We start from the raw sequence: 24,651 nt of genomic DNA on the forward strand, positions 1-24,651 counted from the left end.
CCTTCTTTCCGTTGCACGATTTTTTTCTTGCCACCTACGAACTAACCGTGCCCAGAACTATTTCGTGCGCGCAGCGGTGATAACGTCCACAAAATCAATTTCGATGAGCCTTACCTGAAATGAAGAGCAGCGCCCACTTCTTCACACCCCCGCCTAGACGGGTCGCATGCCAGCGCAAATCGACCTCGTGGTCGAGGGTGTTCAGTCATTCGGACAATCAGCCAAATCAAGCGCGGAGCTACCAGCCGTGAGCAGTTCTGTTAATGCAGGCTTCTCGTGGCTGGATAGTGAGCTGAACGGCGACGAGCTTTTCTACACCAGGCTCGTCGCATCGACTATCCATTGCCCCGCTGCCGGACAGGGCTTTCTAGTGGCATTTGGCTTGGCTATCGACTCACTTGAGGCGCTGTCACAGGCATGGGTGCAGAACTCGACCGATATTTCACATGTTGTGCAGGCCGTCAAAAACGCTCGTGCGTGTCTGATCGCTTCGACAACACTCTCTTCGGTCGTGCGAAGCCTCCCCGACTTAAAACCATTGCCGAAAAGTTATTCGCTCTGGCATTCATCAGTGGACAAGGCTCGCTCCAACTCAGATGCGAGAAGAGTCCGTCAAGCTCTCGGGCTGACACTTCTATGGCACATGGGCAAAGGTGAAGAAATCGGGGAAAGTATTTCTGACGCCCTTAAGATCTTGGTCGACTGTAGTGCTCGTCGCGGACATCACTCGCAATTTTGGAAGGATATCATTCCTCTCATTAAACCCGAGAGCACTGTACTCGAGGGTCTTTCCAAGGAGGTGCGTCATGATCCGATCGTAAAGCTACTCCGGACTTTAGCTGGCTACGGCGTCACATGTGTCATCCCCGTGAGCCCCGCAGTTCGGTATCCCGAGGAAAAATCAGATGAAGACCTCGGTTCTGATACGCAGACCAGCGGTGAAAGATCGGAAGATCGATATTCGCAATCTGAAACGAATGAGCCAGAAGAGGACGTGCTGGAGGAAGGCAGTCCCATCATTCGCTGGCAGGCTTCGCGCGCGACCCGCGCACCCTGGCCGCAAGTTCTGGGGCTGGAAAATTGGGATATTTTATCTCCGCCATTGCTAAAAGCAGTTTTGGCTCACATCCCGGGAAGCTTCACAAATAACGATGTATCTGCGTATGCAATCTTGTCAGCGGTATCGCTGGTCTCTGCACTGCCAGCCCGCTTGGCATTGACGCTTCCCGTCACACAAAACGACGACATCTGGGTAGACATCCGTAACGCGCATGTGTGCTGGAATCTGGCACAACTGGTGGCCAGAACAGCGACATCGGAAGAAATCTGGGCGGGGGGCCATCAGCCCAGCCAAATCGTCCGACTGCCGCTGCCGAAGCTGGCCGCCGTCGCATTAAATAAAAAATATATAAATCGAGAATCTTCCGGCAATTTGCTGGCGTTTCTATTTGGAGACGATGCACAGACGGAGGACGTCTTACACGAGTACGGACGATTCCTGCGCTCCGGCGGCGCCACTTCAGACACACCTTCCAGCTATTCGGCACGCATCGCCTATAGTTTCGGCGCAGTTGTACATCAGGTGAGCGGAAATAAAGTTCTAGCCGCGCTCGCCAGCCTTGATCTTCGCTTGAGCGCTCCTGCTGAGCTTGACTATCTGTGTATTCGTGAGGATGCAATCTCGAACGCAGTAAGCGGAGCTTTCAGTTATCTCGGCTTTGGTGAGTGCGTTGAAACACCCGATCCACGGTATGTGGGCTCTCCCCTCTGCCCGAAGCCTGAAATCGTTAGAAACTCTCTCCAGCAGATCCGCGACGAAATGAGCAGTATCGTTGGTAGGGTTACTCCGCGCATGCCAATCAGTCGGTTTGTAAAAGAGTTCAATCGACTTTCAGAGTTGAGCGCCAAAGCTTTTGTCATTCTTAGTGCCCACCGTGGGAGCAAGCTTGAAAGAAGCAATTTCACTTCGCTCTATTCGTCGACGGAGTACTTGCAACTGAATGACAAGCTAACGCAGAACAACTCCACTCGAATCATCCCAAAGATATCGTCCGTGAAGAGTTTGCTTAACGGCCATCTTGCTGCGCTCCGGTCTCTGGCAAAAAGGCTCGCCAAGGAACATCCGGCGACAGCGGATAAAATAAATAAGATCTCGAATCTAGAAAGGCCATTCTCACCCGTTTTCTTTACTGTCGAAATTGACACTGTCGCAGCCCTTCGTCCAGTAAGGCTGGAGCAGCAATCCATTGATGGAGCTGAAACTGGAATGGCAAAAAACGGCGGACGCCACTTCATTGTTTCTGAATTGGTGAGAAGGAAAGTCTACGCGCCGTTGATAAGGGTGATCACTGGGCATGCCCGGGAGGCGGCTGCCACATTTAATCCGGCAGGAGGATTGTCACCCGCCGAGGCGTGCGAATATCTGCGCCCGTTGCTAGAAGACGTCTACGCGGATGTCGCACAGGCAAGTTGGCCATCGCTACTCCTACCCTCCAGCGTTCTTCCTCGGGTAACGATCCTGCCAAAAACCAAGCGGCGCGGAGCCATTTCCGAGTTGGAAGTCGCCGATGATTTTGATCCGCCGCCCATCCGTCTCAAAGAGCCATTTCACAACCAAACGCTCGCCTACTCCTCGTTGGGGGACTTGATTGTGAAGGAGCTTCTTTCCGGCGCCAGCGAGCTATCTACTTGGGTGGTCGTTTTTAATTCACTAATGTTTGTTGAGTTGCTTTGGCAGCCGTCGCGCATCGCTTCAGCATGGGAAAGCATTTCAAAAAAAGACATCTGGAGATTAGGTAATACTCTGATCCTCAGAATTGAACGGCCTAGCGAACAGCCGGTAAGCATGCCTCTCCACCCCATCACCACGATGATGGTCAATGCCGCTTGGCAGAGCCCAATCCCGAGCTACCCAGAGTGCGTGACAATGACACGCAGCTGGATCTCGTCGCTTACACTGAACACCATCTGGGCATCCGAGCCAGACTCCTTTCTTGATCAGTACTCAGAAATCGCTCGCGCGTACCATGTGATTCGACTTCCGCCTTGGTTGGTGACGGCCGGAAGCACCGAAATGGAGGCTGCCGCGATATCAATTTCATCTATTGCCCGTATAGCCTATGGACGTCCGGGACTCTTTGATGCACCTGAACGAAGAGTTCCACGAAAATCTCCTAATAGGAGTGATCGCGATCTTCTTTCTCAAGTAATCCGCATCGTGAATCACATGGGAGACAACACCAAGCACTACGGTGAAGATGGTGCGCGCAAGACTACACTTACCGATAATCTTCGAAAATGGAAAGCAAACTGCGGCATTTCCATTGGCATCGCCGTCGATGTAGCGGATTGGGTTGTCGCCGAATGCAAAAAAAAGAAAAGTGAAAAATCACATCTTGAGGTCTCTTCGATGTCGACCTATTTATCGAGGCTGCGTCCGTTCCTTGAGAAGGTCGAGTTAAATGAAGAGCTGGAAGACCTGGACGGTACGCAATGGGAAGAAGGGCGTCGACTCGTTTTGGGGGATTCCACTGGCGACTCCCAGAAGCAAGCCTCGTCCATTTATCGACACTTTGCGCGCTTCTGGCGAAGCAGGGGATGTATCGCAATATCTAACGACATTCTTTGGGACCCTCAAAACCAAGAAAGAATCGGCCGCTGCCACAATGCCTCCAGCACGTATGTGACGACGCGAGAGGCAGAAGCTATCGTCGGGGTAATGACCAGATCGTTCGAGGCGGGTTCTCTCGATGAAGCACGCGCCGCACTCTACGCACAATTAAATACCTCAATCGCATTTCGCCCAGCTGAAGTCGGGCTTATTCATTTTCAGCATACATTTCCCGATCTGGATGCGTTAGAGGTAACAACTTCTGGGTACAGCCATCTAAAACATCCAAAATCAAGCCGGCGTCGTATTTCAGTTCCACGTTCCATATGTGAGGTACTTGCCTCACTTAAAAAAAGAATCCTTTCTGCACACCCTAAATCGAGGGGGTATTTTCTCTCGACCGCCCCCGAGTCGGATCACACGCATATCGCCGACATTAGAAGCGCGATGCACTACGCCCTTCGATTCATTACAGGAGAGGCACTGGTTAAACAGCACTCCCTGCGTGGCTCTGCTGAGTGCCGACTGGTATGGCCTGAATTTGAACAAGCCATTCAGTCGATGCAAAACTGTAATCCGCCTCCGAAAATGGATCGTGCTCCGGAGAAACGCTGGAACGATGTGGGGCTAGCCGCAGTATCTGCCGGGCACCACCCACTCTCCGCGATCAAGTATTACCTCTCAATGTGGCCTATATTTTTCTATGCGGCTAACTACCAGTGCAACTTAGATTTTAGGCCAAGATCTGGTTTCTCCCGATTCCTTCCCGGAATAAAGGAGGAAAACATTCGCCAGGTTCTTTCGCGTTCAGCTGTAAGACTAAAGAGAGCTGAAGTCTCAAATAGTGACTATGACAAATTGGAAAGAAAGGACGTTTGGCAGGAGCTCCTCTGTCGATCCCACTTCTCCAGCGATATCAAATCAATTGAGGATCTTATGCAGCCCACGTCCAGGTCACGGACCGAGGTTGCGCCGGAGGAACTGCAGCCTGCAAGGCAGGCCTTGAAGATCAGCTACCTTGCACTTCGTTTTAACGGATGGTCACGTGAATTAAGTGCTGACACCTTCGGACTGTCTGCTGCTGACTCAAAATGGCTTGATCAGGCAATCCCTGATGTAGATGTCTTTTCAAAAGATTCAAGCCAGCGCGGCATTTCAATTAAATTCGCGAGGGAAGAATGTCCGGAAATGAGTGCAGCCATTGCGGGGTGCACTGACCTCGACCGACTGAAACTCGGTTTTCTGGCAACGTCTTCGGAAAAACGAAACTCAGCGTCGCCTCTCACTCATGTGATAGAGGCTGCACGGATATTGCTCAGTCTCATTCCGCCTCGCTTGACACTTACAGTTCTCCCAGAAATGGATCAAGAGCAGGCTCAACTCCGATCGGCTCTAAACAATATGGATAGCGCGATCGAGATTAAGCCACAGTCTCTGGTCAAGACTATGCGGTATCGAATTCAGATTGTTCCCCGCGACAAGTCCAGACAAGGACCTCGACCGCAGGGCCGGTACACAAGACTTTTCAGAGCTCTTCTCCGTTCGCAAATTTCAATTCTTTTACACGAGAAAAATAATGACCAAAAGTGATAAAAACCTTTTCAATCAGGCTGCGATTCAGTATGTTCTGACCCTGCCCATTATTTCTCTTAAAGAGGCACGAAGCCGGCTATCCCCACCCGGAGATTGGGTGGAGATGGACGATTTGATTCGGCTTCTCGAAGCCGCGAAAAAGCAACTTTTTGACCTTCGCCCGACTGGGATGGCTAATTTAAAAGTCGTCATTTCCCGTGACATGACAATGGTTGCGCTAGTCCGTATTAAAGGCCCGCAACAAGAGATTGAGGACTGCGGCGCAGATGAATCACAGGAGCCTTCGGATGTAGGTGATGCCGAGTCAAACTTTCTCGATAACAGCAAGCCGCTGGGTAGCGAGGCCACAAAAAGAGGAAGCCAACGTGCGATTGAAATCGCTCAGGAGCTGATTAGATCTTATCAAAGCGGGGGTGTTGCAAACATGGAGGATGTCCTCAAGGTTCTTTCGACGAGCCCCGACCCCAATTTGACACGGCGCTGCCTTTCTCCTCAGGAAAAATACAAATTTGATGTTAGTGCTCCGGATTTTACCTTGACGTCTGGAGGTCACACCGATTTTCCTAAGCAGCTCGAGTCAGCAGAGCGGTTTGAAGTAACTCTGGACAATATAGAAGATGTTAATCAGCACACGGTTTCTGCTCGATTGATTTCTGTAAATTCAGGCATGCGCAAGCCTTATTCTGATTTTTTCAAAAGCAACAAGAAACTCAAGGTATATATTGGAACGAGTCATGACGCTCTTCTCATTCGGCATCCAGGGGTATCACTTTGCGATGAATTGAAAGCAGAGGTGACATTAACTCTTAACATTTTGACGGGAGCTATCGACAGGCTGACCCTGATCCGGATTCTGAACAAGGACGCCCTCAAACCATTTATCACTGAGATCAGTAAACAAATTGAAATTCAGTTCGAGAGTTGGCAGGGTGATTGAACATTCCGACCACCCGTTTGTCCTAGCCATACCCTCGAACCCCAGGCACAGCAACGATGCGCGGTGAAATCGATCTTTCGAGTGGCGGCAGTGCCGTCAGGCTGGCTTGTCCTCCCGAAGCGCGTCGGCAGGGGGAAGGTCGGCCCGCAGCGCAGCGTAGGCGTCCAGGATCCCTTCACCATACTGCTCGCGATTCCAGTCGCCCCCAGCCGATGCCGTGTCTTTCACGAGGGTCTTGAAGGCTTCGACCCGTTGCCATTTCTGGGGGTAGCGCGCGCGGATCTCCTCGCCGCGGTAAAGCAGCCACAGGGCTGCGGTTGCAGCCACCTGGGGTGTGGCGAAGGATGTTCCGTCGCCGTAGCCGTAAGTTTGCCGCCCCTTGCGATCGGCCGAGGCGCGGCGGATCGGCCAGGCTGGTGCGCAGAGATCCACCTCGGGCCCGAAGCTGCTGCCGATCCAGGGGATCAGGGCCGGCGTGCAGCCGCCGACGGCGAGGGTCCGGTTGAGGCGGGCCGGTGCCACCACCAGGTCCCACACGTTGCCTGCGGCGGCAACCAAAATGACGCCATTCTCATAAGCGTAGTCGATGGCCTTCCTGAGCCTGTCGTCGATGAGGGTCAGCGCCATCCCCATGCTCAGGGTGATGACGCTGCAGCCATGCCGCACCAGATGTTCGATGGCGAGGGCCAGGGCTCCCTGCACGTGGTTGATGATCACGCTGTCACAGATGCGGACGGGGATGAACGGCAGCTGCGGCGCGGCACCGAAATAGGGCCTGTCGACGCTCGGGTCGAAGCCAGCCAGTACGCTGGCGGTGCGGGTGCCGTGGCCGTCATTGGCGCCGCCAAGCATCGGGTCGAGGGCAGAGAATTCGCTGGCAAAGGGGTTTCCCACGTACTGGAACGGGTCCCGCGTGAAGTCGCCCGGGAAGAAATTGCGGTCGAAGTCGGTCAGCACGAAGCTGGAAGGCTGGCCGCCCTTGAAGCCCAGGCAGGGGATCTCCCGAAACCCTGTGTCGATCTGACCGACCCGCAGGCCTTTCCAGTCGATCCGCTCCGCCGAGCCCACCAGGCCCCAGGCGTCCACCAGCCGGGTACGCTTCAGATGCCAGTCCCAGCCATCGATCACGAGGTCCGACTCATCCAGCTCGGCGCGCGGGATGCCCGCCAGCTCGGCTGGCTCCCGCGTGGCGAGCAGCTCCGCCAGCCGGCCCTGGTTGATCGGGGTTGCACCCTCGGCCTTCATGCCTTCCATGATCTCGGCGAAGCTGGGCGGAAAGCCGGTGATGGGCTGCGTCGGCGCACTCTCTATCATCCGGCTCACGGCCGCCGGCATCAGCACGATCCGGTGGCTGCCGACAGCCAGCACCGGGTCGCCTTGCTGCTTGCCGGTCAGCTTGCGGGCATATCTGGCGATCTTCGCCAGCTTCTTGGGGTCTCCGGTGACGAGGTAGTAAGGCTGGGCCATGGTGATCTCCTCCTGTTGGGTGCCGGATCAGGCGAGCGCTGATCTCTATGGGATTTTTAGTACATGGCGTGTGGTTTGTCGTCCATGATGGGTTGGCACGATGGTCATCTGCACGAACTCGAGACCGTCGGCGAGCGCTACGGCATCCCTGATCCGGAGTTCGACCGGGGCGATCCGCTCCGTTCCGAGTGGCGCATCCAGTTCAAGATGGCACTGGGGGGGCGGGAGTCTGTCTGTGGCCGCTCAGCGCCTGGAGAGGCTGAAGGCCTGAAACGTCAAGACGGGGGGAGACGGCACGTACGACGGGGCCTTTCTTCGCCCACGAGCAGCACAGTCATTCTCTGCCCCACTTTTCACCCCCGCCGGCGTCGCTGCCCGCAGCCTGGCCGGCGCGCTCCGCTTGCGCCTGCCCGTCCGCGCGCCGCGTCGCCTCCTGCCCTACCGGGCCTGGCCTTTGACCTGGGGCAAGGCGGAAGCCAATGGTGTAGAGGCGGCTGCCTGGCTCGCCCCAGATGCGGTAGGCAGCGCGGCAGAACTGGCCGTTGTAGAACCACGACCCGCCGCGCAGCACGCGGAAGACGCCCTCCGACGGGCCGGACGGGTCGATCTGCGGGCCTTGCGGATAGTCGCCGTACCAGTCGGCGCACCATTCGTCGACGTTGCCGTGCATCTCGTACAGCCCCCACGGGTTGGGCGGCAGGGATTTGACCGGGACGGTGCGCTTCCGGTACAGGCCTTTCTTTCCGTCGGCATAGGGGTTGTTGCCGTCGTAGTTCACCTGCTCCGGCGTGATGTTCTTGCCGAAGGAGAAGGGGGTGGTCGTGCCCGCCCGGCAGGCATTTTCCCACTGAGCCTCGGTGGGCAGGCCGGCGGCCAGGCCGGGCACCAGCTCGTTGAGGCGGGCGATGAAGGTCTGAACGTCGTCCCAGCTCACCTGCTCCACCGGGTTGGCCGGGTCGTCCTTGAACTCGCTCGGGTTGTCGCCCGTCACCGCCTGCCACAGAGCCTGGGTGCAGGCGGTATCCGCCAGCCAGTAGCCGCAGGTGAGAGTGACTAGATGCGGGGTTTCGTCGTCGTACCGATCCACCTCGCCCTCCGGCGAGCCCATCAGGAAAGTCCCCGGCTGAATCCAGCGGAAAGTCTGCTTCACCCCGTTCAGGTTCAGCGTCGCCGCCAGCCCCCACTCGGCGTCTTCTTCCCACTCGCTGGCCCAGGGCGGCGGGAACGGATCGGGTAGCACGAAGCTCATGCCGCCTCCCGATAGCGCCGGCCCGACGGGCTTTCGGCGGTGCTGCTGCACGGCCTACTCACGCGCCGGGTGGCCTTGGGTTTTTGCCACGACCCGTGGGGGCGCCGCAGACTGGATGATCGTCTGGTCAAAGGCGGAGTCTCCTGCTTTTGAGCTGGGGAAGGCGGAAGCCAATGTTGTTGTTGCGGTTGCCTGGCTCGTTCCTGTTGCGGTTGGCAGCGCGGCAGTTGCGGCCGTTGTTGTTCCACGACCCGCCGCGCAGCATGGGGTAATCCACCCACTCCCGCTTGCTCTGGGGCGGGAAGACGGAACCCTCCACCCACCCACGCACACCGCCCAGAAGCTGTCGACGCCCCGGTCCACGAAATGCTGGCTTGATGCCACGACGCGGTGCTGGGCGCAGAAGGCGTTGAGGGCGTCTTGCGCGGCGTCGGGGTCGAAGGCGGGGATGGTGAAGAAGCGGAATCTCATGGTTTTTTGCTTCCCTTCCTGCTGTGAGTCTTTGAGCCTCGCCCGCCGGCGTCGCTGCCCGCAGCCTGGCCGGCGCGCTCCGCTTGCGCCTGCCCGTCCGCGCGCCGCGTCGCCTCCTGCCCTACCGGGCCTGGCCTTTGACCTGGGGCAAGGCGGAAGCCAATGGTGTAGAGGCGGCTGCCTGGCTCGCCCCAGATGCGGTAGGCAGCGCGGCAGAACTGGCCGTTGTAGAACCACGACCCGCCGCGCAGCACGCGGAAGACGCCCTCCGACGGGCCGGACGGGTCGATCTGCGGGCCTTGCGGATAGTCGCCGTACCAGTCGGCGCACCATTCGTCGACGTTGCCGTGCATCTCGTACAGCCCCCACGGGTTGGGCGGCAGGGATTTGACCGGGACGGTGCGCTTCCGGTACAGGCCTTTCTTTCCGTCGGCATAGGGGTTGTTGCCGTCGTAGTTCACCTGCTCCGGCGTGATGTTCTTGCCGAAGGAGAAGGGGGTGGTCGTGCCCGCCCGGCAGGCATTTTCCCACTGAGCCTCGGTGGGCAGGCCGGCGGCCAGGCCGGGCACCAGCTCGTTGAGGCGGGCGATGAAGGTCTGAACGTCGTCCCAGCTCACCTGCTCCACCGGGTTGGCCGGGTCGTCCTTGAAGTCGCTCGGGTTGTCGCCCGTCACCGCCTGCCACAGGGCCTGGGTGCACGCGGTATCCGCCAGCCAGTAGCCCCGGGTGAGGGTGACTTCGTGCTGGGTTTCGTTGTCGCGCCGACCCACCTCGCCCTCCGGCGAGCCCATCGGGAAGCTGCCGGGGGCGATCCAGCGGCAGCGCTGGGTGACGGTGGTGGATCGTCCGGGGACGTCGAATTCGGCCCAGAGGCCGAATTCATCGGCTCCGTGGCGCACAGCCCACGCAGGCGGGCGCAGCAAGACATCAAGCGGGTTCTCTGGACCACCGATATCCCACCAGCCCGCTTGAGGGAGTGTGATTTCTCCGGCGACGGAGGCCGACAGCGCTGAGGAATTTCCTTCAATCGGCAGTGGCTCATGGGCCAGGACATGCATCTTTTGCCTTGGCACCCAAGCCAACTCGCTTCCAGCTTGCCGAACAGCACGAACGTACCCATCCACGAAACCAACGGATTTCGCCCACACCGGCCGCTCAAACGGTTCGATCACCACGTCCCTACGCCGCGTAACGATCCGGTACGCCTGCCCACCCGGCAGATTCAGCACCCGACCCGGCACCAGCACATGACGAGCATCCACATCACGCGCAACGACCGGCGCGATGGTCACCGGCAGTTCATCCTCCAGGTTGCAGATGAGCGCCGAGGGCACTGTTGACGAGGGTGACGCCTCCACCAGTTCCAGCCGCAGGCCCATGCCTTTCCCGCCGTTCTGGCTGACTTCCGTTGCAGCGACCAGATGGAGCGGGCCGGACGAAATACGATCGGGCGGAATCAGCCAGTCCAGCTGATCCAGCCGCAAACCTTCAGGCAAGCCGACACGCCCTTCCCGGATGTCCTCAGCCCTCACCAACGCCCAGGCGGTCTGCAATGCGTCGCCGCCTCGCCCTACGGCGCCGGGCGCCCGCATACTGAGACCGCCGATGAAATCGCCCAGCACCCCCGCCAGCTCTCTCGCATCGCGCCCTGGTGGACGGGCGTAGAGACAGCGGGCGAGGTCTGTGAGTAGGGCGTCGGCGGCCTGGCCGTGGGCCTGCAAATCGTTGTCGTCCGCGACGATCCCCGAGCGGCGCACTTCGCTCATGAAGATTGCGTGGAGCAGCGGGGAGGCGTGCGTGAGTTCGGCCAGATGATGGGCGACGAGTCGCGACAGTACCTCCGGTTGGCTGGCGCGGAGTTGCCTGAGCACGCCAAGCGCGGGCTCCACTGCGCCCACCGCCAGCGCGCAGCCAGTCGCCACCGCACAGACGTCGCCGTCCTGCCACAGCTCGGCTTCGGTACCGATGTCGACGGCGAGGTCGTCGGGCGAGTCCTGCAAGGCAAGGCGCAGCTGTCGCACCAAGCGCCACGACACGTGGCTGTTGCCGAACAGCGCGGCACGAAGATGATCCAGCCCTCGCTGGTAGCGGCCCCGCGCCTGTTCGCCTTGATGATCGTCCGTTGCGTGCCCCCCGAGAAGGCTCAGGCCACGGCCCTCGCCGAGCAGCGCCACATCGAACACTTCCCGCAGTTCATCTGGCAGCAGGCGCAATGGCACCGGGGCCAGCAGCAGCGGACGAACGCCAACCGCACCGAGCTGACGGGCGAGGGCTGCCCAGCGGCGCTGAAGCCCGGAGCCCGAGCGATAGCTGCCAGCATCGCCCAGCACCACGACGGGGCTGCCATCGAAGCGCAGGCTGCTGGCCAGGCCAGATGCCTGAAGCCACTCGCCGGTCTCCCCGTTCTTGGTCACCAGCACTTCGATACGCCGGTCGAGCAGGCGGCGAAGCTGATTGAGCAGGGAGAGCAGATCGTCGCGGAACGGGGTGAGCACGCCGCTCCAGTCCAGCACCACCTGCACGCACCCCGGCCATTTGCGTCGGGCGAGGCGCGGCAAGGGCTGCACGCTGCGCCCACTGGCGATGCGATCGACCGCGCGGGGTAGATCGGGCGCCTGCCCTGCCTGGTAGGGGCGCAGGTAGGCGCTCACAAAACTGGCAAAGTGCTCGGCGCTGACGAGGGGCACGGCGGGCAAACGTTCCGCGCCGGGCCTGGACGAGACATAGCGCGTCGTGTCAAAGCTGGCTGGCTCGCTGGTCAGCCAGGCGGGGGGCTGCTGCTGCCGGGGCGCCGCCGGAATGAGCAGATCCTGGGCGACTCGCCAGAAGATCGGGCCGAAGCCGGTGGCGGTGTCTGGCGGGAGTTTGGGCTGGGGCGCATCGCCCCCCCCATCCGGCGGACGCTGCTGGGGGTCGAGCTTATTGGAGGGCGGCGTTTCTGCCGCCGTTTCAATCGGCTCGAAACCCACGGCGCGGCAGGCCGCAATCTGCTCAGACTCGGGCAGTGCGTCGAGAATCCGGAGGATGTCGGCGGCAAAGACGCGGGGCTTGTTCATGTTCAGCGATGCCTGGCGCCGCCTTTGTGAAGCGCCAGTTTCTGGAGCTGCGCCAATCGCCGTTCGTGCATGTCAGCCGGTGTCGTGGCGAGCACCTTGATCATGTCGAGGAACTCGGAAGTGCCGGGCAGGTAGCGCCCTGTCTTGGCCAGGCTGTCACGGGCGTCGGCTACATAAGCGGCGGCCTGTAGCATGAGCTTTTTCGAACACTTGGCCGGCCACTTGAGGGCAGCCTGATGACGGGAACCCACATTGACAAGCCAGCCGATGAGAGCTTCCCGATCATCGGGCAGTTCCAGCCGATGAACCAGGCAGCGGCGCAGGAAGGCGTGGGGCAGCTCCCGCTCCTCGTTGGTGGTGATGATGACAAGGGGCCGGGTGGCTTCGGTGCATGCGACCTCTGTTCCGCCATAGGGCTCCCGAAAACCCAGGTTGGCGAGAACTTCGAGCAGCGCATTGGGGAGATCGGGATCGGCCTTGTCGATTTCGTCGATCAGCAGCACGGCGCGGCCGGTTTCAGGGCTCCACTTTTCAGGCGGCGTTCCTGGCGCGGCGAGCTTGTGATTACGGTCGCTGTTGACCTCGTCAAGCCGCTCACGCGCACTTTTCCAGTTGTAGGCCCACCACAATGCCCCGGGCAGAAGGTAGGCGCGCTCGTTCTTCAAGGGCTGATCCGCTTTGGCCACCTGTGCATCGGCAAGGCGCGCTACCGCATCGAAACGCCATTTGAGATCGGTGGGCTCGGTGCGACCGTCGATCACCACCGACACGAACGGCCGCTTGGCCGCAGCCGCGGCAGCCCGCGCGGTCTCGCTCTTGCCGGTTCCCGGATCGCCCCGCAGCAGCAGTGGCCGGCCAGTGACCTCGGCGGCATGCAGGGCGGCGACGGTGTCTTCGTCAAAGACATGCACGGACTTGGGCCAAGTGCCATCGGGGGGGATGGGGATAGGCTCAGTCGCAGGATAGTCGGGCAGGGATGACTCACCTGATGCTTTACCAAGGGCGATCTTAGTCATTTGAGATTTTCTCGATTTGTATGAGACAGCGCCATGAGGGGCCGATGAGTTCCCGTTCTTTGGTGCCAAAATCATTGGCCTCTTTCCCGGTTCGAACCAGCACGTCGATCTCCAGCCCCATATCGACGAGCCAGCGTCGCAGAATGCGCGCTCCGGCGGCCTCGGGGGAGTCGCCCAGCAACGCAATCGTCACTCGGGCCTCGCGATCATCACTACTCATCGAATTGAGCGCCTCGGTCAGATCGGCAATGTCGTCCGGGCTTCTGGGATTGGGCGGAAAGGTGGGCTGATAGCCCTCGAACTCTGGCACCATGCTCCAGAGTTGATCGAGAATTATTGAGCTTTGGTCCTTCAGAATGCCGGCAGTGACTGTTCCTTGGTCCATCGTCCGCTCCAGACCAAACTGGTTCAGCGCTCCTAACGTTCCCGCCTCAACCGAGATACGCGCCTTGCGCCCACCCTGGCTATGGGCCGCGGCGAAGGCTTGGGTTGCCAGCCACTTTGCTGCAATCGGAGTCGTATGGTCTCCTAGTGCCGGAAGCTGGGCAGCCAACCGACACGCGCCCAAGCGCAATAGCTCCGCAACGATTGCGACGCAATCATTCCGCAGCTCTTTACGCTTCTCGGCTCCAAGATTAGCCAGCGCTGTCCGGTCATTCTTGTTGAGGGACTCGAGAGTAGATCGGAGTTCGTTCAGCGCCTTCGCCGAATCGATTGCTTTGGTGGGGCTGAACTTCCTGTCCCAGTCGTCTTTGAGGTCTTTCAGCGTCTTCAGCTCGGTCCACTTGGCCAGTCGTTCGAAGATGCTTTGGGCGCATTCCGCTGCCAACTTTTCAAGACAGTGGTCATTGAGTGGGTCTGTCGCGCGTGGCACCGCGGCATTGACGTCCGCCAGAAAATCGTCAAGCCACTGCTGGTCTGAGTGCCAGTGGTCGCCATTGCAGGCAGGGTACGCATTGATACTTGCAAGCCAGCAAAGCTCATCGGGCAACTCGTGGGCTGCGGGCATTTTCCCCCCACCTACGAGCACCACGCGCACATTCGGTGGATTGGCCATGCCGTCTCCACGACGTTCTTTGGTGATCTGTGCCTCTCGCCGCACCCAGTCCACGCCTTCAAGCTTTTCGCGCCTGTGAAACTCGTCCGCCCAGCCCGGCGAGATGACGAACAGAACCAGATGCGCCAGCCTCAACGCCGTGTCGATCTCTTCGGGGAATGCTGCGCCGACTGGGATGACACGCTGATCCAAGAAGACCCGGTTCTCTCCCAGACGCGCCTCCAGAAAACCATGCAATCTCCTGGCATCCTCGAGCGCCGGATCTCGCCGATAACTGATGAAAACCCCACCCCGAAAATCGCCCTGCTGAGCCATTGCTTTTCCCCAAACCCTGCAAACCCAAGAGCACGCTGTTCCGGACTCAGCATATGGCATGAGACTGCCCGCTGTCCATCGTGCGCCGAGGGCCTGGATGGTCGCCCGCCAAGCTCGATCCAACAGCTACAAAAACATCGAGAACGACTCACATTGACGCCATCAGCATCATCACCTAAACCAGAATGGTGCCGGTGCAATCTGTCTCGGCCTCAACAGGGGGGAATGCGAAGATGTCGCTCAAATACGATGCAGCACGTCCGCTCTTCATCGCGCCGGAAGCACGCCTGAGCATCGATCAGGCAAGCCAGGCGCTGGACCAGTGCTACCAGACTAAAATGCCGGTGCTGATCTACCTCCACGGGCGGGCCAAGGGCGTTGGAGAGCCGAAGAAAAGCGTGGAATCCGGCATCTACCGGGAGCTCGCTGCCTACGGGGTGGCCGTGCTGGGCTTCACCTGGGATGCCGACGACGGGGGATACGATGAAAACCGCCCGATCGCATCCTGCGACGACTTCGCCAAGCTGCTCAACGCCCTGCGGGGCTATCTTGACACCCATAACGTGGCTCGCCCCGCACTGCTGGCGCACAGCATGGGTAACATCATCGTTGCCGAGTCAGCCAAAGACGACCTGCTGACGGCGGATGCGGGCCTCCTCTTCAGCAATCTCGTGCTCACCTCGGCCGCGGTCAAGACAAAACGACATGCTCGCTGGCTGGACAACATCGGCGCCGCAGAACGCATTTACGTGAGCATCAATGAGCACGACTTGGTGTTGAGCGCCGCCGGCTTTGCGTTTCGCCCCAACATGCTTGGCTGCGATCTCCGAGCACCCGGCGCAACGTCTGCCCGCGTGAGCTATGTTGACGTGAGCGCGTGCAGGGTGAATCACCGCTATTTCGTGCCCCAGGGGCAGGAAAAGAAGGCCAGCCTGGCTACCCTGTATCGACAACTGGTCACCGGCTCGGCCGTTGATTTTTCCGGGATAGCCAAGCCTGGGGACTTGAACGGAATTGGGGTGCAGCGACTGATGGATTGAGCAATGCGAGCGAGCCGCGCACGGCGGGTGGCCAGCGAAGTCGCACAAATCAAACCGCTGGCATCACACCCAAGTGCGTGAGGCCTCGCTGAACCAATTTGAGCGCCTCGCGCATGTTGCGAGTTGTCAGGAGTTGTCGAACCTCCGCGTCGTCAAGCCCGCAGTTGAGCGCCGCCGGCAGATCAATCCGCGCCTTCATGATCGCCGTCTGCAGGTCTGACAGCAAGCTAGAAGTGTCGCGGACGCTTGCGGGTAAAGGCAAAATGTGGCCGACATCAGCGAGGTTGGCGAGCGCAGGCGTCTTTTCCCTCTGCCCGGACTCGGTCAGTTCATGCGGCATACTGCCGGAGGGTTCGCCCAGCAATGCCTTGGCGAGGACCTCTGAAGCACCGCCGAAGCCACCGAGCAGGAAGAGCGGGCGCCTAACCTCCAGATTGAGCAGCACTTCCTCAAAGATCCCGGGCGCAAAACCACGATACCCTTCAACCTTGCCGCCAAGCACGATACGCGCCGCAATGGGCGGTATGGTTTCAGCCTGAGGTACATCGGGGATGAAAAGCTCAATCCCGTCCAGCGCGAATCTACGCATCGTGCTGAGGCAGACGGCCTCACACCACAAATCCTGTCGCTTGCGGGCCTCATCGTCCGGCGAGGCAGCCTGCGGAAGCGCTTCCGGCAAAGCCGACAGCCCAGCCATCGAGGGTGTCACCCTCACGATGCGACACACGTTGATCCATTGAGCCTCGATGGCAGGGGTGATCTTTTGATAATAGGGCCATGCGCTGTGATTGATCAGCCGACCAGTCTGCGCTGACGCGGCAGCGGACTCCACGCCACCAGGCGGACGCTCGGCGGTGCGCCGTTCGGACTCCACAGCTTTTTCTGCGCTGACGAGACGGAGTAAGTCGTATGTGAAATTATCTTCTGTATCTGCCCAGTGGCCTCCGTATGCAAGGCTTACGCCGGCCCGCAGCAAGGGCCTGGAGACACGGATCAGCAGCTCCCTGAGGTGGTCGAGCCCCAAACCACGCGCCAGCAGGTTCTCCCGTTCAAAGGAGACGGAGATGGCAACAAGAGGGGGGGTGCTGTTGGGCGCGGAGATGGAATTCGAGCTCATGGGGCGATCCGGTCGAAGCTGATGAACCGTACCCTGGAAAAGAAGTCCCCAAGATAGCGGAGTTCCGGGCCCGAAAGATCGCGCCCCGGATAGAAGACCCGGCATTTCGTGTTGTTTCTGACTCGCGGAATCTGCATCAAGGTCGCGATGTCAGGCCGCCAGTTGAGCACAATGCAGTCTGACTCGTCGGGCATACTCCGCCCCAGCGCCTGGTTGTGAGCACCGAGCAGCACATTGCGCAGCACCGACGTCACGATCTTTTCCTCCTGAAGGGGGATGGCCGAGGACCAACGGATCGTAGGCACATTGCCAAACTCCGGGATACATACGGTCTCATCACCGTCACTCAGGGCATCCACAACAAGCACTGGATTGAGCATCCAGAACTGGTTGCGACGCCCTCGCACCCTCTCCTGGCGAGGCTGCCGGAACAGGGAGAGTTCCCGACGGCACCAGGGGCGATCGGCATAGACGGCACTGCGTACCGCAATCAAAGCCGCCGCACGAGCGCTGCCAGCGACGTTGCCATCCAGAACCTTGTCGAACAGGGAACCAAACGGAATGTCATTCTCGTCAAAAAAAGCAGCGATCTGGGTCTGGCTGTAGATATAGTCGCGAATGCGCTTGGCGGGCTCAGTGCCGTCGGCCTTGGCGTGGCTCAGAAATATCTTCACCTTTGAACGGCTCACTTCGAGCGGCGCACCGCCACCGCGGAACTCGTCGAATTGCAGCATCAGGTCACAAAGGGCTTCGGTGAGTTGCTTTAGCAACGAGCGGATTACCACTTCCCGCTGTTCGAGGGACCACCTGCCATCTGGCCCAGTAGCCGCAACGCCCGCTGGACGGAGGAAGTTGCAGGCATGCATGGCAGGCGGGACGTTATACGCCGTACCGTCGAGGGCAACAGGCAAGAGCACCCGCCTGGAGGCCACAGCGGACTCCGCCAGTTCATTGATCCAGTGCCGCCATGTAGCGTCAGCGATGAGATTCGCATCGATCAGCAGGATCACCACCTGAAGGTTGTTGTCGCTGGACTCCGGATAACGCGGGAACTCGCCGGACTCTTTGCGCCGTTCCCTCGGAATGCAGGGTGGCAGCACGTGCGGGAGGGATTCCGGCGGCTTGGGTGCTTCGGGCGCGGGTAGGCTACGGTAAAACACCTGTGGCCCGAGGCCGTTGGGTCTCACCCATCCGTAAATCGTCCGGGCGAGTGCTTCGCCCTCGGAAAAGCCGGGGTGCCAGAGCACATAGACCTCGGGAACCACTTCATTGCCTTGGTGGATCATCTTTACTTCACGCGTTTTATGGTCAGGGACACCTTGCCCCGATTATTGCCGTAAAACTTCCAGGCGTCATTCGCAAATCCGTACAGATAACCAGAGGCCGAAGGTGTGTGGATGGCTTGACGTCCAATCAGGATGAACTCGCCTTCGGTCGGCGTGCCGCTCGCGTCCGCATTGGGCTGATTGGCGACCATGCCTACGAGCTGAAACCAGTCAGCCGACTCGACCCGCTTGGTGCCCCACCAGTCCGACCCGGCCTTTTCGGTGAAGTCCTTGTACTTTTCCTCCAGTTCGCCAAGGACATTGCCAAACACCTGGGCGATCCGCCCCAACTGAAAAACGCCCTTCTTCGGCCCATCGGGGCCACAAGCGATGTCTGCATCCAGCCACTCGCCGCTTGCTGAAAAGCCGTAGGTCGCGCCGGCCTCAAGATAAATGCCTGTAGGGTTCCAGTGCGGGCGGGCAAAAACGTCCAGCGTCACTTCGTCGCCTACCGACAACGTGCGGGTAGGCCAGTACGGCGCCTGGCTAAGAGGGGGAGCCGTGTGTCGCTCGATGACCTGAGCCGAGAGAACCGACCCTGCCAGAGACGGCAAGAGTGGCGGCGTCGCCCGCGGCAGGGTGCGCAGAAGCTCCCAGACGCCCGAAGCTGAATCGTGGAGCACACCACGCGGGTTGGGCTGCACTTGCGCGAGCAGGGCCGGATTAACCTTGAGCCCCACGGCAATCGCCTCATCGACCATCCATTTCAACGCACCATCGGAGAGCCCCGTTTCGGCATAACCGCCCCCCACATCGCTATGGACACCGGCAAACCATTGCTGCTTGAAACTGCCGTCCGCCGGCCGTTCGGTGCCCTCGTCCCACAAGGTGGGGGCAAAGCTCGCTCGCACCTCATCCATCGCCACGGCGTGGCGGGCATGGCGTACCACCGGGCTGAGACGCGTGTCGTGAAAGCGGTATTTCCGGGCATCATCGAACAACTGATCCAGCAAGACCAGATCATCCGGTACCCCGAGGGCGCCCACCGTGTCCCAGACACCGATCATGTGGATATCCACCTTGCCGCCAACCAGCGGGCCGGGGATGAAACTGTAGTCCTTCGGCCATTTAGTCGGGGGCTTCGGGGGGCGGTAACCCTTGTCGTACACATAAGCGACGTGACTCCAGGCCTCCGCGTCGGTGAGTGACGACAGATCAAGCAGGCCACAGCGGGCAACAAACCCTCCCAGACTACGCGCCGTGAACGCCCCACGACTAAAGCCGAAAAGGAAGATGCGATCCCCCGTCGCGTAGTTGCGGCACAGCCACTCGTAGGCACTCTTGATGTTTTGGCTGATCCCCACGCCCACACCACCACCCAGCGCCTTGTCGAACACCCCACCGTTCGTCCCGACACCTGGGTGGTAATACCGGCGCTGGCTTTCGTCCTCAACGCTGAGGTTGTGGAGCTTAACCACATTGGTCGGGCACGGCAGCCCGCCCTCCCGCTGCTCCGGCGTATTCCAGGTTCCGTCGCAGCAGACGATCAGATTCTTGGCCATGATGGATGCCTCTCAGGTTGTCGGGCTTTCAGCTAAGCACACGAACCGATCGGTTTCAATGACAAACAGGCAAGACACCGCTCTTGATGCAGACAGAACCCGCGCTACTCTGCAATCCGCGCAAGAAGCTCAGCATATGCAAGCATGTCCTGTCGTAGCGCCTCCAGTTGCTTACGAAAAAGATCCTGTTCGGCTTTATCGAGCGAGCAGGCTGCCTCGAAATCGGCATGCCAGCGCGTCAGGAAAGGCCTCAGGATGTCGTTGAGCACCGCGATCGCCACCGGCGCAAACTTGCTGGCGCCGGGGCCATGCCGCTTCAGAATGTCCCGTGTCGACGCGAACAGAGAATGCAGGCTGGCAAGTGCAGTTTTCTCCACACCCTCATCAGGTGGTAACGGCTGGGTGCTGACGCGGGTAGCGAGTTCAATGTACAACTCCCACGCAGCATTGCGGTCGGCATCCTGCGGCGTGAACTCCGCCTCCACGAAGCCGGCTTTCAACTGCAGCTTGGTCAGCCCCCAGTTCGTTAGCAGATCTCTCCATTTCATGTCGTCATCCCTCTTGATATGAGCTTTCTCTGGTGATCGGCCTGCGGCCTGCGCCCCCAGAAGCTATCGCTGCCATCGGTCGCCAGTCCGATTCTGGGTAAAGGTCGCTACAAACTCACATGGCTGCTCGCTTGTTATCGAACCGCTCACACAACGCGGGCAAGAAGGTCTCACCCTCAGTCCTCGTCCCTCGGTCTTTGCGATGGCGGCATCAGCCCCCACAGGCGCCACCAGGCATAGAGGATCTCGGTTGCAGCCTGCATGGCCTGCGTGGGGTCAAGCATCATTGCCGGAAGACGCTGCCCGAACCCTTCGGTAGCCCTCTCCTGGCCAAGGCCGAAGAGGGGTGGAGGAGGCGGGTGGAAATCGACCGGGGCCACCGGCGGGCACTCCATCACTTTAGGGCGAGGCTCCCGAGGCAGGTGCTTCTCGAGGTAGGCCTTGCGCCCCGTGGCCGGCACCTTTTGATACAGATCGACATAGCGACGCTCCTTCGCGTAAGCCTCAGCCTCTTCGTCTACCGGCCAGATGAAGACCGCTCCATTGGCGCCGTCGAAGAAACCCATCTCCCAGGGCATCCACTGGGATGAAGCCGACCCTGGCGACAGCACATAGACCAGCGACGAACATTCCCGCATTTTTTCAAGCAGTGCGTCGGCGGTGTCTCGTGTCACCTCATCTGGCGTGATCGTCGGGAGCACCTCGTAGTCTACGCAGACACGGTAGCCCAGTGCCTCGAGTTCATCCCGAACCCGGTCCACGTCGGCCCTGTCCTTGCTGGAATGGGAGAGAAAGACGTCGTACTCCATGGCGCAAGCTCCATTCTCGGGTTTCTGACGGGGTCACCCCTGCCTGGATTGTGCTCCGGCCCGCCGGGCGCTGGTGCATAGTGGATGGCATACTTTGTGGAAAAATGAGTTTTCAACACAGCTGCCAGCGTCGACCGGGACATGCCCATGAGCGAGATTTTCCTCAGCTACAGTCGCAACGACAACACGGCGGCCAGCGCACTGAGAGCAGCCCTTGAGCGGGCCGGCCTGCAGGTCTTCAAGGACGACGCCTCCCTGCGTTCAGGTGACCGCTGGCTCAGCCGCCTGCAGACGGCCGTTAGTTGCTGCGACGCCTTTGTCGTCCAGGTAGGGCGGGATGGTGTGCAGCGCTGGATCGGCGCCGAGGTCGAGGTGGCGCTGATCCGACATCATCAGCCCGATGACGACGCCAAGCGCCTGCCCATCTTCCCCATTCTGCTCCCCGACGCTACACCCGAAAGCCTCCCGTCCTTCCTTGCCCTATTTCAGGCAACCCGCTGGGATGGTATCTCCGAACTCCCCTCATCACTGATCGAGGCGCTGCGTAAGCGCCAGAGTCTTCAGGACACCCGGCCGACCTTCCAGGGCAATCCCTTCCGCGGCCTGGGCGTGTTCACCCAGGACCACACGCAGCAGTTCTTCGGCCGCCGCAGCGAGACCCTGGCGGCCCTGGCCCTGCTGGGCGACGCCACCGAGTCCGACCCCACCCAGCTCGCCGGATATGGCCGATCCCAGTACACCCGCTGGCTGCAGGTGACGGGCAACAGCGGCGCGGGCAAGTCGTCCCTGGTGCAGGCCGGCCTCATGCCCATGATCCGCAGCGGCGCCCTGTGGGCCCGCACCGGCGTTGAGCAGTGGACGCTTCTCGGCCCCATGGTGCCCGGCCAGGAGCCGGTTGAAATGCTCGCCGAAGTACTTGAGCGGGGCCTGATCGACGCGCCGGAGCGACGCGACATCGGCAAGCGCCGGGCGCAACTGGAGCGGGGCGAGCGCGAGCTGGCCTATGCCCTGCGCGCCTACGGGTCGGATCAGCGACGGGCCTTCCTGCTGGTCATCGACCAGTTTGAAGAGCTGTTCACCTTTGCCGACGAGGCCGGGCGAAACACCTTCGAGGCCCTGCTGGCCCATGCCCTGCAAGACCCGGGGTGCCCATTTTTCCTGATCACCACCGTTCGTGCCGACTTTCTCGACCGCTTCGATCAACTGCCCAGGCTGGGTGGGCCGTACAACACCACGTGTCGGCAATACTTCCTGCCGAGTATCTCCGAGCAGGGCTTGCGTAAAGTCATCGACGGCCCCGCCACCCTGGCCGGGCTGGATGTGAGCGAGGTGCGCACCGCCATCCTCGAAGACGCCCGCGAGGAGATGGCCGGCGCCCTGCCGCTGGTGGAAAACGCCCTGAGCGTGCTGTGGGAAAAACGGGAGGGCCCCGAAGGCAAACGCCTCAGTGGCGAGAAGTATCGCAGCCTGGGCAAACTGGCCGGCATCCTGGCCAGCCAGGCCGACCGCCTGCTCACCCGCATCGATGCCGAGATCAAGTTGAAGGTCAGTGCTGCAGGTCGGGGGCGTCAAGGTGCCCTGGAGCTGCTGTTGCGCCTCACCTGCGTCAATGACGACGGGCGCAACACCCGCCAGCGCATCAGCCGGCGCGATGCCATCCTCACCGCGGGTGCCGGGCGCGACGACGTCGGCGAGCACATCGTGCGCCGCCTGTCCGGTCATCCCGATGAGAACGCCCCCGCCATGGTCCATCAAGGCCTCCGCCTGATCGTGGTGGCCGCCGAACAGAGTGCCGACGGCAAGCCCGTCAAAGACGAGAACGGCAGACAACTTGGGCATGTGGACCTGATTCACGAAACCCTGATCCGCGCCCGGGGCAAGGACGACAAAGGCAAGCCGGTTGGCTACTGGCCAACGCTCTTTGACTACATCGCCGCTCATCCCGACCGTGGCGATCAGCTACGCCGCCTGAAGAAGCAGGCACTGGCCTGGAGCAAAAGTCGGTGGCTGGGGCGCTGGTGGCATCTGGCCGGCTGGCCAGATTTGCTGGCCTATCGCCCGCTGGTGGTGGTTGATCCGGACTGCGTGGAGGCGCGTTTCCTGCGGTGGAGCAGGCGGGTGGGCCGAGTGCATGCCGGGCTATGGGTGTTGGCCGTGCTGGGTGTTGTGTTCGGGCTGTACTATCGGGAGGTGGAACGCTGGGCGGACCGCCATCGCTTGCCGAAGGAGATGATCTGGCTGGATATCAAGTGGAGCCTGGGCATAGACACTCCACCCCCACCCGAGCTCGTGGATATCGTCACGGACCGTCCGGTGACGTTTGAGATGGGGTGCGACCCGAAGCGGGACGCAGATAAGGTCCTCGATGGCGAGGAAGAGGATTCCGGACTGAGCAGGTTCAAATGTGATCAGTCGAACGCGGTTCACGACGTGACCCTGACCAAGCCCTACAGCCTCGGCAAGTATGAAATCTCCCGGCTGGAGTACATCTTCTTCCTGCGGGACTCGGGCGAAAAGGGTAGCCAACGGGCCGAATGCAGAACTGTCCCCGCCCCGGAATATCCGCCAATCACTTCATTGGAGGATCTCAAGCTGCCGGCAATCGAAGTCAGTTGGTGTGACGCGAATGCCTACATCGAGTGGCTCAATGCCCGCTACCCCGATCCGGAGAAGAGATGGCGCCTGCCGACGGAAGCCGAGTGGGAGTACGCGGCGCGTGGCGACACCCGCACAGCCTTTTGGTGGGGAGGACGCTACGAGGAAGGGTATGTCAATTGTGATGGAAAAGAAGGTCCATGGCCTGTCACCCAACGTGGAGAGAAGCAAGACAGGGAGCCGCCGTTTGGGCTGCACAACATGCTCGGCAATGTGGTGGAGTGGGCTGAGGATGCTCCTGCGCCCTTCGATTCGGCCTCGCAGACAGACCCTGTTAGACGTGGCAATGAAGACCAGCTGTTCCGTGTGCTGCGCGGCGGGGCCTGGAACCGCGGTCAGGATTACTGCCGCGCTGCCTCCCGCGGCGTCAACTCGCCCGGCAACCGTTACTACAGCTTCGGCTTTCGGGTGTGTCGTGGTTCCCCCATCGATCCGCGGGACGCCGATTCGCTGGGCGCTGAAACGCCGAGCCGCTGACCACTGGGCGGCGCGTAGCGCCCGCCGCTGGCCGTTTTTCAGCCGAGTCCTGCCGCAACCCGGGCATTCGGCAGGCCTTGGCAGACAGGCCGCGGGGGTGGGTACAGCCCTCCCGGGCCGCACACCAAGCAGAACACGACGAGTGATTTGCGTTAACCCGACGGTCAAGGTATAGTCGCGCCCTCTGCAGTTGGTTGAAACGGTAGTTGTGACAACTTTTGTGGATGCTGCTCCCGAAATCGGGGAAGACCGTCACAAGAGCGGCGTTAAAAGATTTCTTATAAATCAACAGATTATGATCTGATTGACGTTTAAGGCCGGTCTTGTGACACCTGGCTACGATTAACATTGATGTTAATCATCAGCCTCATAACCCGAAGGTCGCAGGTTCAAATCCTGCCCCCGCA

The 24,651-nt window shown here is 60.3% G+C and carries 15 protein-coding genes; 4 read left to right on the plus strand and 11 right to left on the minus strand.

Annotated elements, in window-relative coordinates; genetic code table 11:
- Nucleotides 1-247 precede the first annotated feature (247 nt).
- Both Q1W26_RS05995 and Q1W26_RS06000 read left to right on the plus strand, forming a co-directional pair.
- Complete coding sequence (locus tag Q1W26_RS05995) at nucleotides 248-5,200, plus strand: hypothetical protein (protein ID WP_300437166.1); 4,953 nt, start codon at nucleotides 248-250, stop codon at nucleotides 5,198-5,200.
- Nucleotides 5,187-6,140, plus strand: coding sequence for a hypothetical protein (locus tag Q1W26_RS06000; protein ID WP_300437169.1), 954 nt, complete (start codon nucleotides 5,187-5,189; stop codon nucleotides 6,138-6,140). The genes Q1W26_RS05995 and Q1W26_RS06000 overlap by 14 nt, the downstream gene beginning before the upstream one ends.
- Before the next feature lie 96 nt (nucleotides 6,141-6,236).
- On the opposite strand, the gene Q1W26_RS06005 is transcribed toward Q1W26_RS06000, so the two are convergent.
- The 6 genes from Q1W26_RS06005 to Q1W26_RS06025 form a co-directional block, all read right to left on the minus strand.
- Nucleotides 6,237-7,607, minus strand: a complete 1,371-nt coding sequence (locus Q1W26_RS06005; protein WP_300437172.1) for a S8/S53 family peptidase — start codon at nucleotides 7,605-7,607, stop codon at nucleotides 6,237-6,239.
- Between the two features lie 334 nt (nucleotides 7,608-7,941).
- Complete coding sequence (locus tag Q1W26_RS06010; protein WP_300437175.1) at nucleotides 7,942-8,856, minus strand: formylglycine-generating enzyme family protein; 915 nt, start codon at nucleotides 8,854-8,856, stop codon at nucleotides 7,942-7,944.
- 127 nt (nucleotides 8,857-8,983) lie between these two features.
- Nucleotides 8,984-9,391, minus strand: a complete 408-nt coding sequence (locus Q1W26_RS21490) for an SUMF1/EgtB/PvdO family nonheme iron enzyme (protein ID WP_366143642.1) — start codon at nucleotides 9,389-9,391, stop codon at nucleotides 8,984-8,986.
- The gene (locus tag Q1W26_RS06015; RefSeq protein WP_300437177.1) at nucleotides 9,324-12,383 is read right to left on the minus strand and encodes a formylglycine-generating enzyme family protein; all 3,060 of its coding nucleotides are present in this window, start codon (nucleotides 12,381-12,383) and stop codon (nucleotides 9,324-9,326) included. Before Q1W26_RS06015 ends, Q1W26_RS21490 begins: the two co-directional genes overlap by 68 nt.
- A gap of 2 nt (nucleotides 12,384-12,385) precedes the next feature.
- Entirely contained in the window at nucleotides 12,386-13,294 is a 909-nt protein-coding gene (locus Q1W26_RS06020; protein WP_300437179.1) for a MoxR family ATPase, read from the minus strand.
- A gap of 97 nt (nucleotides 13,295-13,391) precedes the next feature.
- A complete protein-coding gene (locus Q1W26_RS06025; RefSeq protein WP_300437182.1) occupies nucleotides 13,392-14,771 on the minus strand; it encodes a toll/interleukin-1 receptor domain-containing protein in 1,380 nt (459 codons plus the stop codon).
- Between the two features lie 233 nt (nucleotides 14,772-15,004).
- Here Q1W26_RS06025 and Q1W26_RS06030 point away from each other — a divergent pair, with 233 nt between their 5' ends.
- Entirely contained in the window at nucleotides 15,005-15,811 is an 807-nt protein-coding gene (locus tag Q1W26_RS06030) for an alpha/beta hydrolase (RefSeq protein WP_300437185.1), read from the plus strand.
- A gap of 49 nt (nucleotides 15,812-15,860) precedes the next feature.
- Here Q1W26_RS06030 and Q1W26_RS06035 read toward each other — a convergent pair whose 3' ends face one another.
- The 5 genes from Q1W26_RS06035 to Q1W26_RS06055 all read right to left on the minus strand — a co-directional run bounded on the left by Q1W26_RS06035 (nucleotide 15,861) and on the right by Q1W26_RS06055 (nucleotide 21,112).
- Entirely contained in the window at nucleotides 15,861-16,928 is a 1,068-nt protein-coding gene (locus Q1W26_RS06035) for a hypothetical protein (protein WP_300437188.1), read from the minus strand.
- On the minus strand, nucleotides 16,925-18,214 hold the full coding sequence (locus Q1W26_RS06040; RefSeq protein WP_300437191.1) for a toll/interleukin-1 receptor domain-containing protein: 1,290 nt from the start codon (nucleotides 18,212-18,214) through the stop codon (nucleotides 16,925-16,927). Before Q1W26_RS06040 ends, Q1W26_RS06035 begins: the two co-directional genes overlap by 4 nt.
- 2 nt (nucleotides 18,215-18,216) lie before the next feature.
- Nucleotides 18,217-19,755, minus strand: a complete 1,539-nt coding sequence (locus tag Q1W26_RS06045; RefSeq protein ID WP_300437193.1) for a DUF2235 domain-containing protein — start codon at nucleotides 19,753-19,755, stop codon at nucleotides 18,217-18,219.
- A 104-nt stretch (nucleotides 19,756-19,859) separates the two neighbouring features.
- Nucleotides 19,860-20,303 carry a hypothetical protein gene (locus Q1W26_RS06050; RefSeq protein WP_300437195.1) on the minus strand — a complete coding sequence of 148 codons (444 nt, stop codon included), beginning with the start codon at nucleotides 20,301-20,303 and terminating at the stop codon, nucleotides 19,860-19,862.
- Nucleotides 20,304-20,479: 176 nt separating this feature from the next.
- Complete coding sequence (locus tag Q1W26_RS06055; RefSeq protein WP_300437197.1) at nucleotides 20,480-21,112, minus strand: toll/interleukin-1 receptor domain-containing protein; 633 nt, start codon at nucleotides 21,110-21,112, stop codon at nucleotides 20,480-20,482.
- A gap of 147 nt (nucleotides 21,113-21,259) precedes the next feature.
- Between Q1W26_RS06055 and Q1W26_RS06060 the strand changes: the two genes are divergently transcribed.
- Complete coding sequence (locus Q1W26_RS06060; RefSeq protein WP_300437199.1) at nucleotides 21,260-24,244, plus strand: SUMF1/EgtB/PvdO family nonheme iron enzyme; 2,985 nt, start codon at nucleotides 21,260-21,262, stop codon at nucleotides 24,242-24,244.
- The last annotated feature ends 407 nt before the right edge of the window (nucleotides 24,245-24,651 follow it).

The sequence above is a fragment of the Zoogloea sp. genome (assembly GCF_030157465.1).
GTDB lineage: Bacteria > Pseudomonadota > Gammaproteobacteria > Burkholderiales > Rhodocyclaceae > Zoogloea.

Coding starts and splice junctions, on each gene's coding strand:
- Q1W26_RS06000 (WP_300437169.1), top strand. CDS start 5,187: ATGACCAAAAGTGATAAAAACCTTTTCAATCAGGCTGCGATTCAGTAT.
- Q1W26_RS06005 (WP_300437172.1), bottom strand. CDS start 7,607: ATGGCCCAGCCTTACTACCTCGTCACCGGAGACCCCAAGAAGCTGGCG.
- Q1W26_RS06010 (WP_300437175.1), bottom strand. CDS start 8,856: ATGAGCTTCGTGCTACCCGATCCGTTCCCGCCGCCCTGGGCCAGCGAG.
- Q1W26_RS06015 (WP_300437177.1), bottom strand. CDS start 12,383: ATGAACAAGCCCCGCGTCTTTGCCGCCGACATCCTCCGGATTCTCGAC.
- Q1W26_RS06025 (WP_300437182.1), bottom strand. CDS start 14,771: ATGGCTCAGCAGGGCGATTTTCGGGGTGGGGTTTTCATCAGTTATCGG.
- Q1W26_RS06030 (WP_300437185.1), top strand. CDS start 15,005: ATGTCGCTCAAATACGATGCAGCACGTCCGCTCTTCATCGCGCCGGAA.
- Q1W26_RS06035 (WP_300437188.1), bottom strand. CDS start 16,928: ATGAGCTCGAATTCCATCTCCGCGCCCAACAGCACCCCCCCTCTTGTT.
- Q1W26_RS06040 (WP_300437191.1), bottom strand. CDS start 18,214: ATGATCCACCAAGGCAATGAAGTGGTTCCCGAGGTCTATGTGCTCTGG.
- Q1W26_RS06045 (WP_300437193.1), bottom strand. CDS start 19,755: ATGGCCAAGAATCTGATCGTCTGCTGCGACGGAACCTGGAATACGCCG.
- Q1W26_RS06050 (WP_300437195.1), bottom strand. CDS start 20,303: ATGAAATGGAGAGATCTGCTAACGAACTGGGGGCTGACCAAGCTGCAG.
- Q1W26_RS06055 (WP_300437197.1), bottom strand. CDS start 21,112: ATGGAGTACGACGTCTTTCTCTCCCATTCCAGCAAGGACAGGGCCGAC.
- Q1W26_RS06060 (WP_300437199.1), top strand. CDS start 21,260: ATGAGCGAGATTTTCCTCAGCTACAGTCGCAACGACAACACGGCGGCC.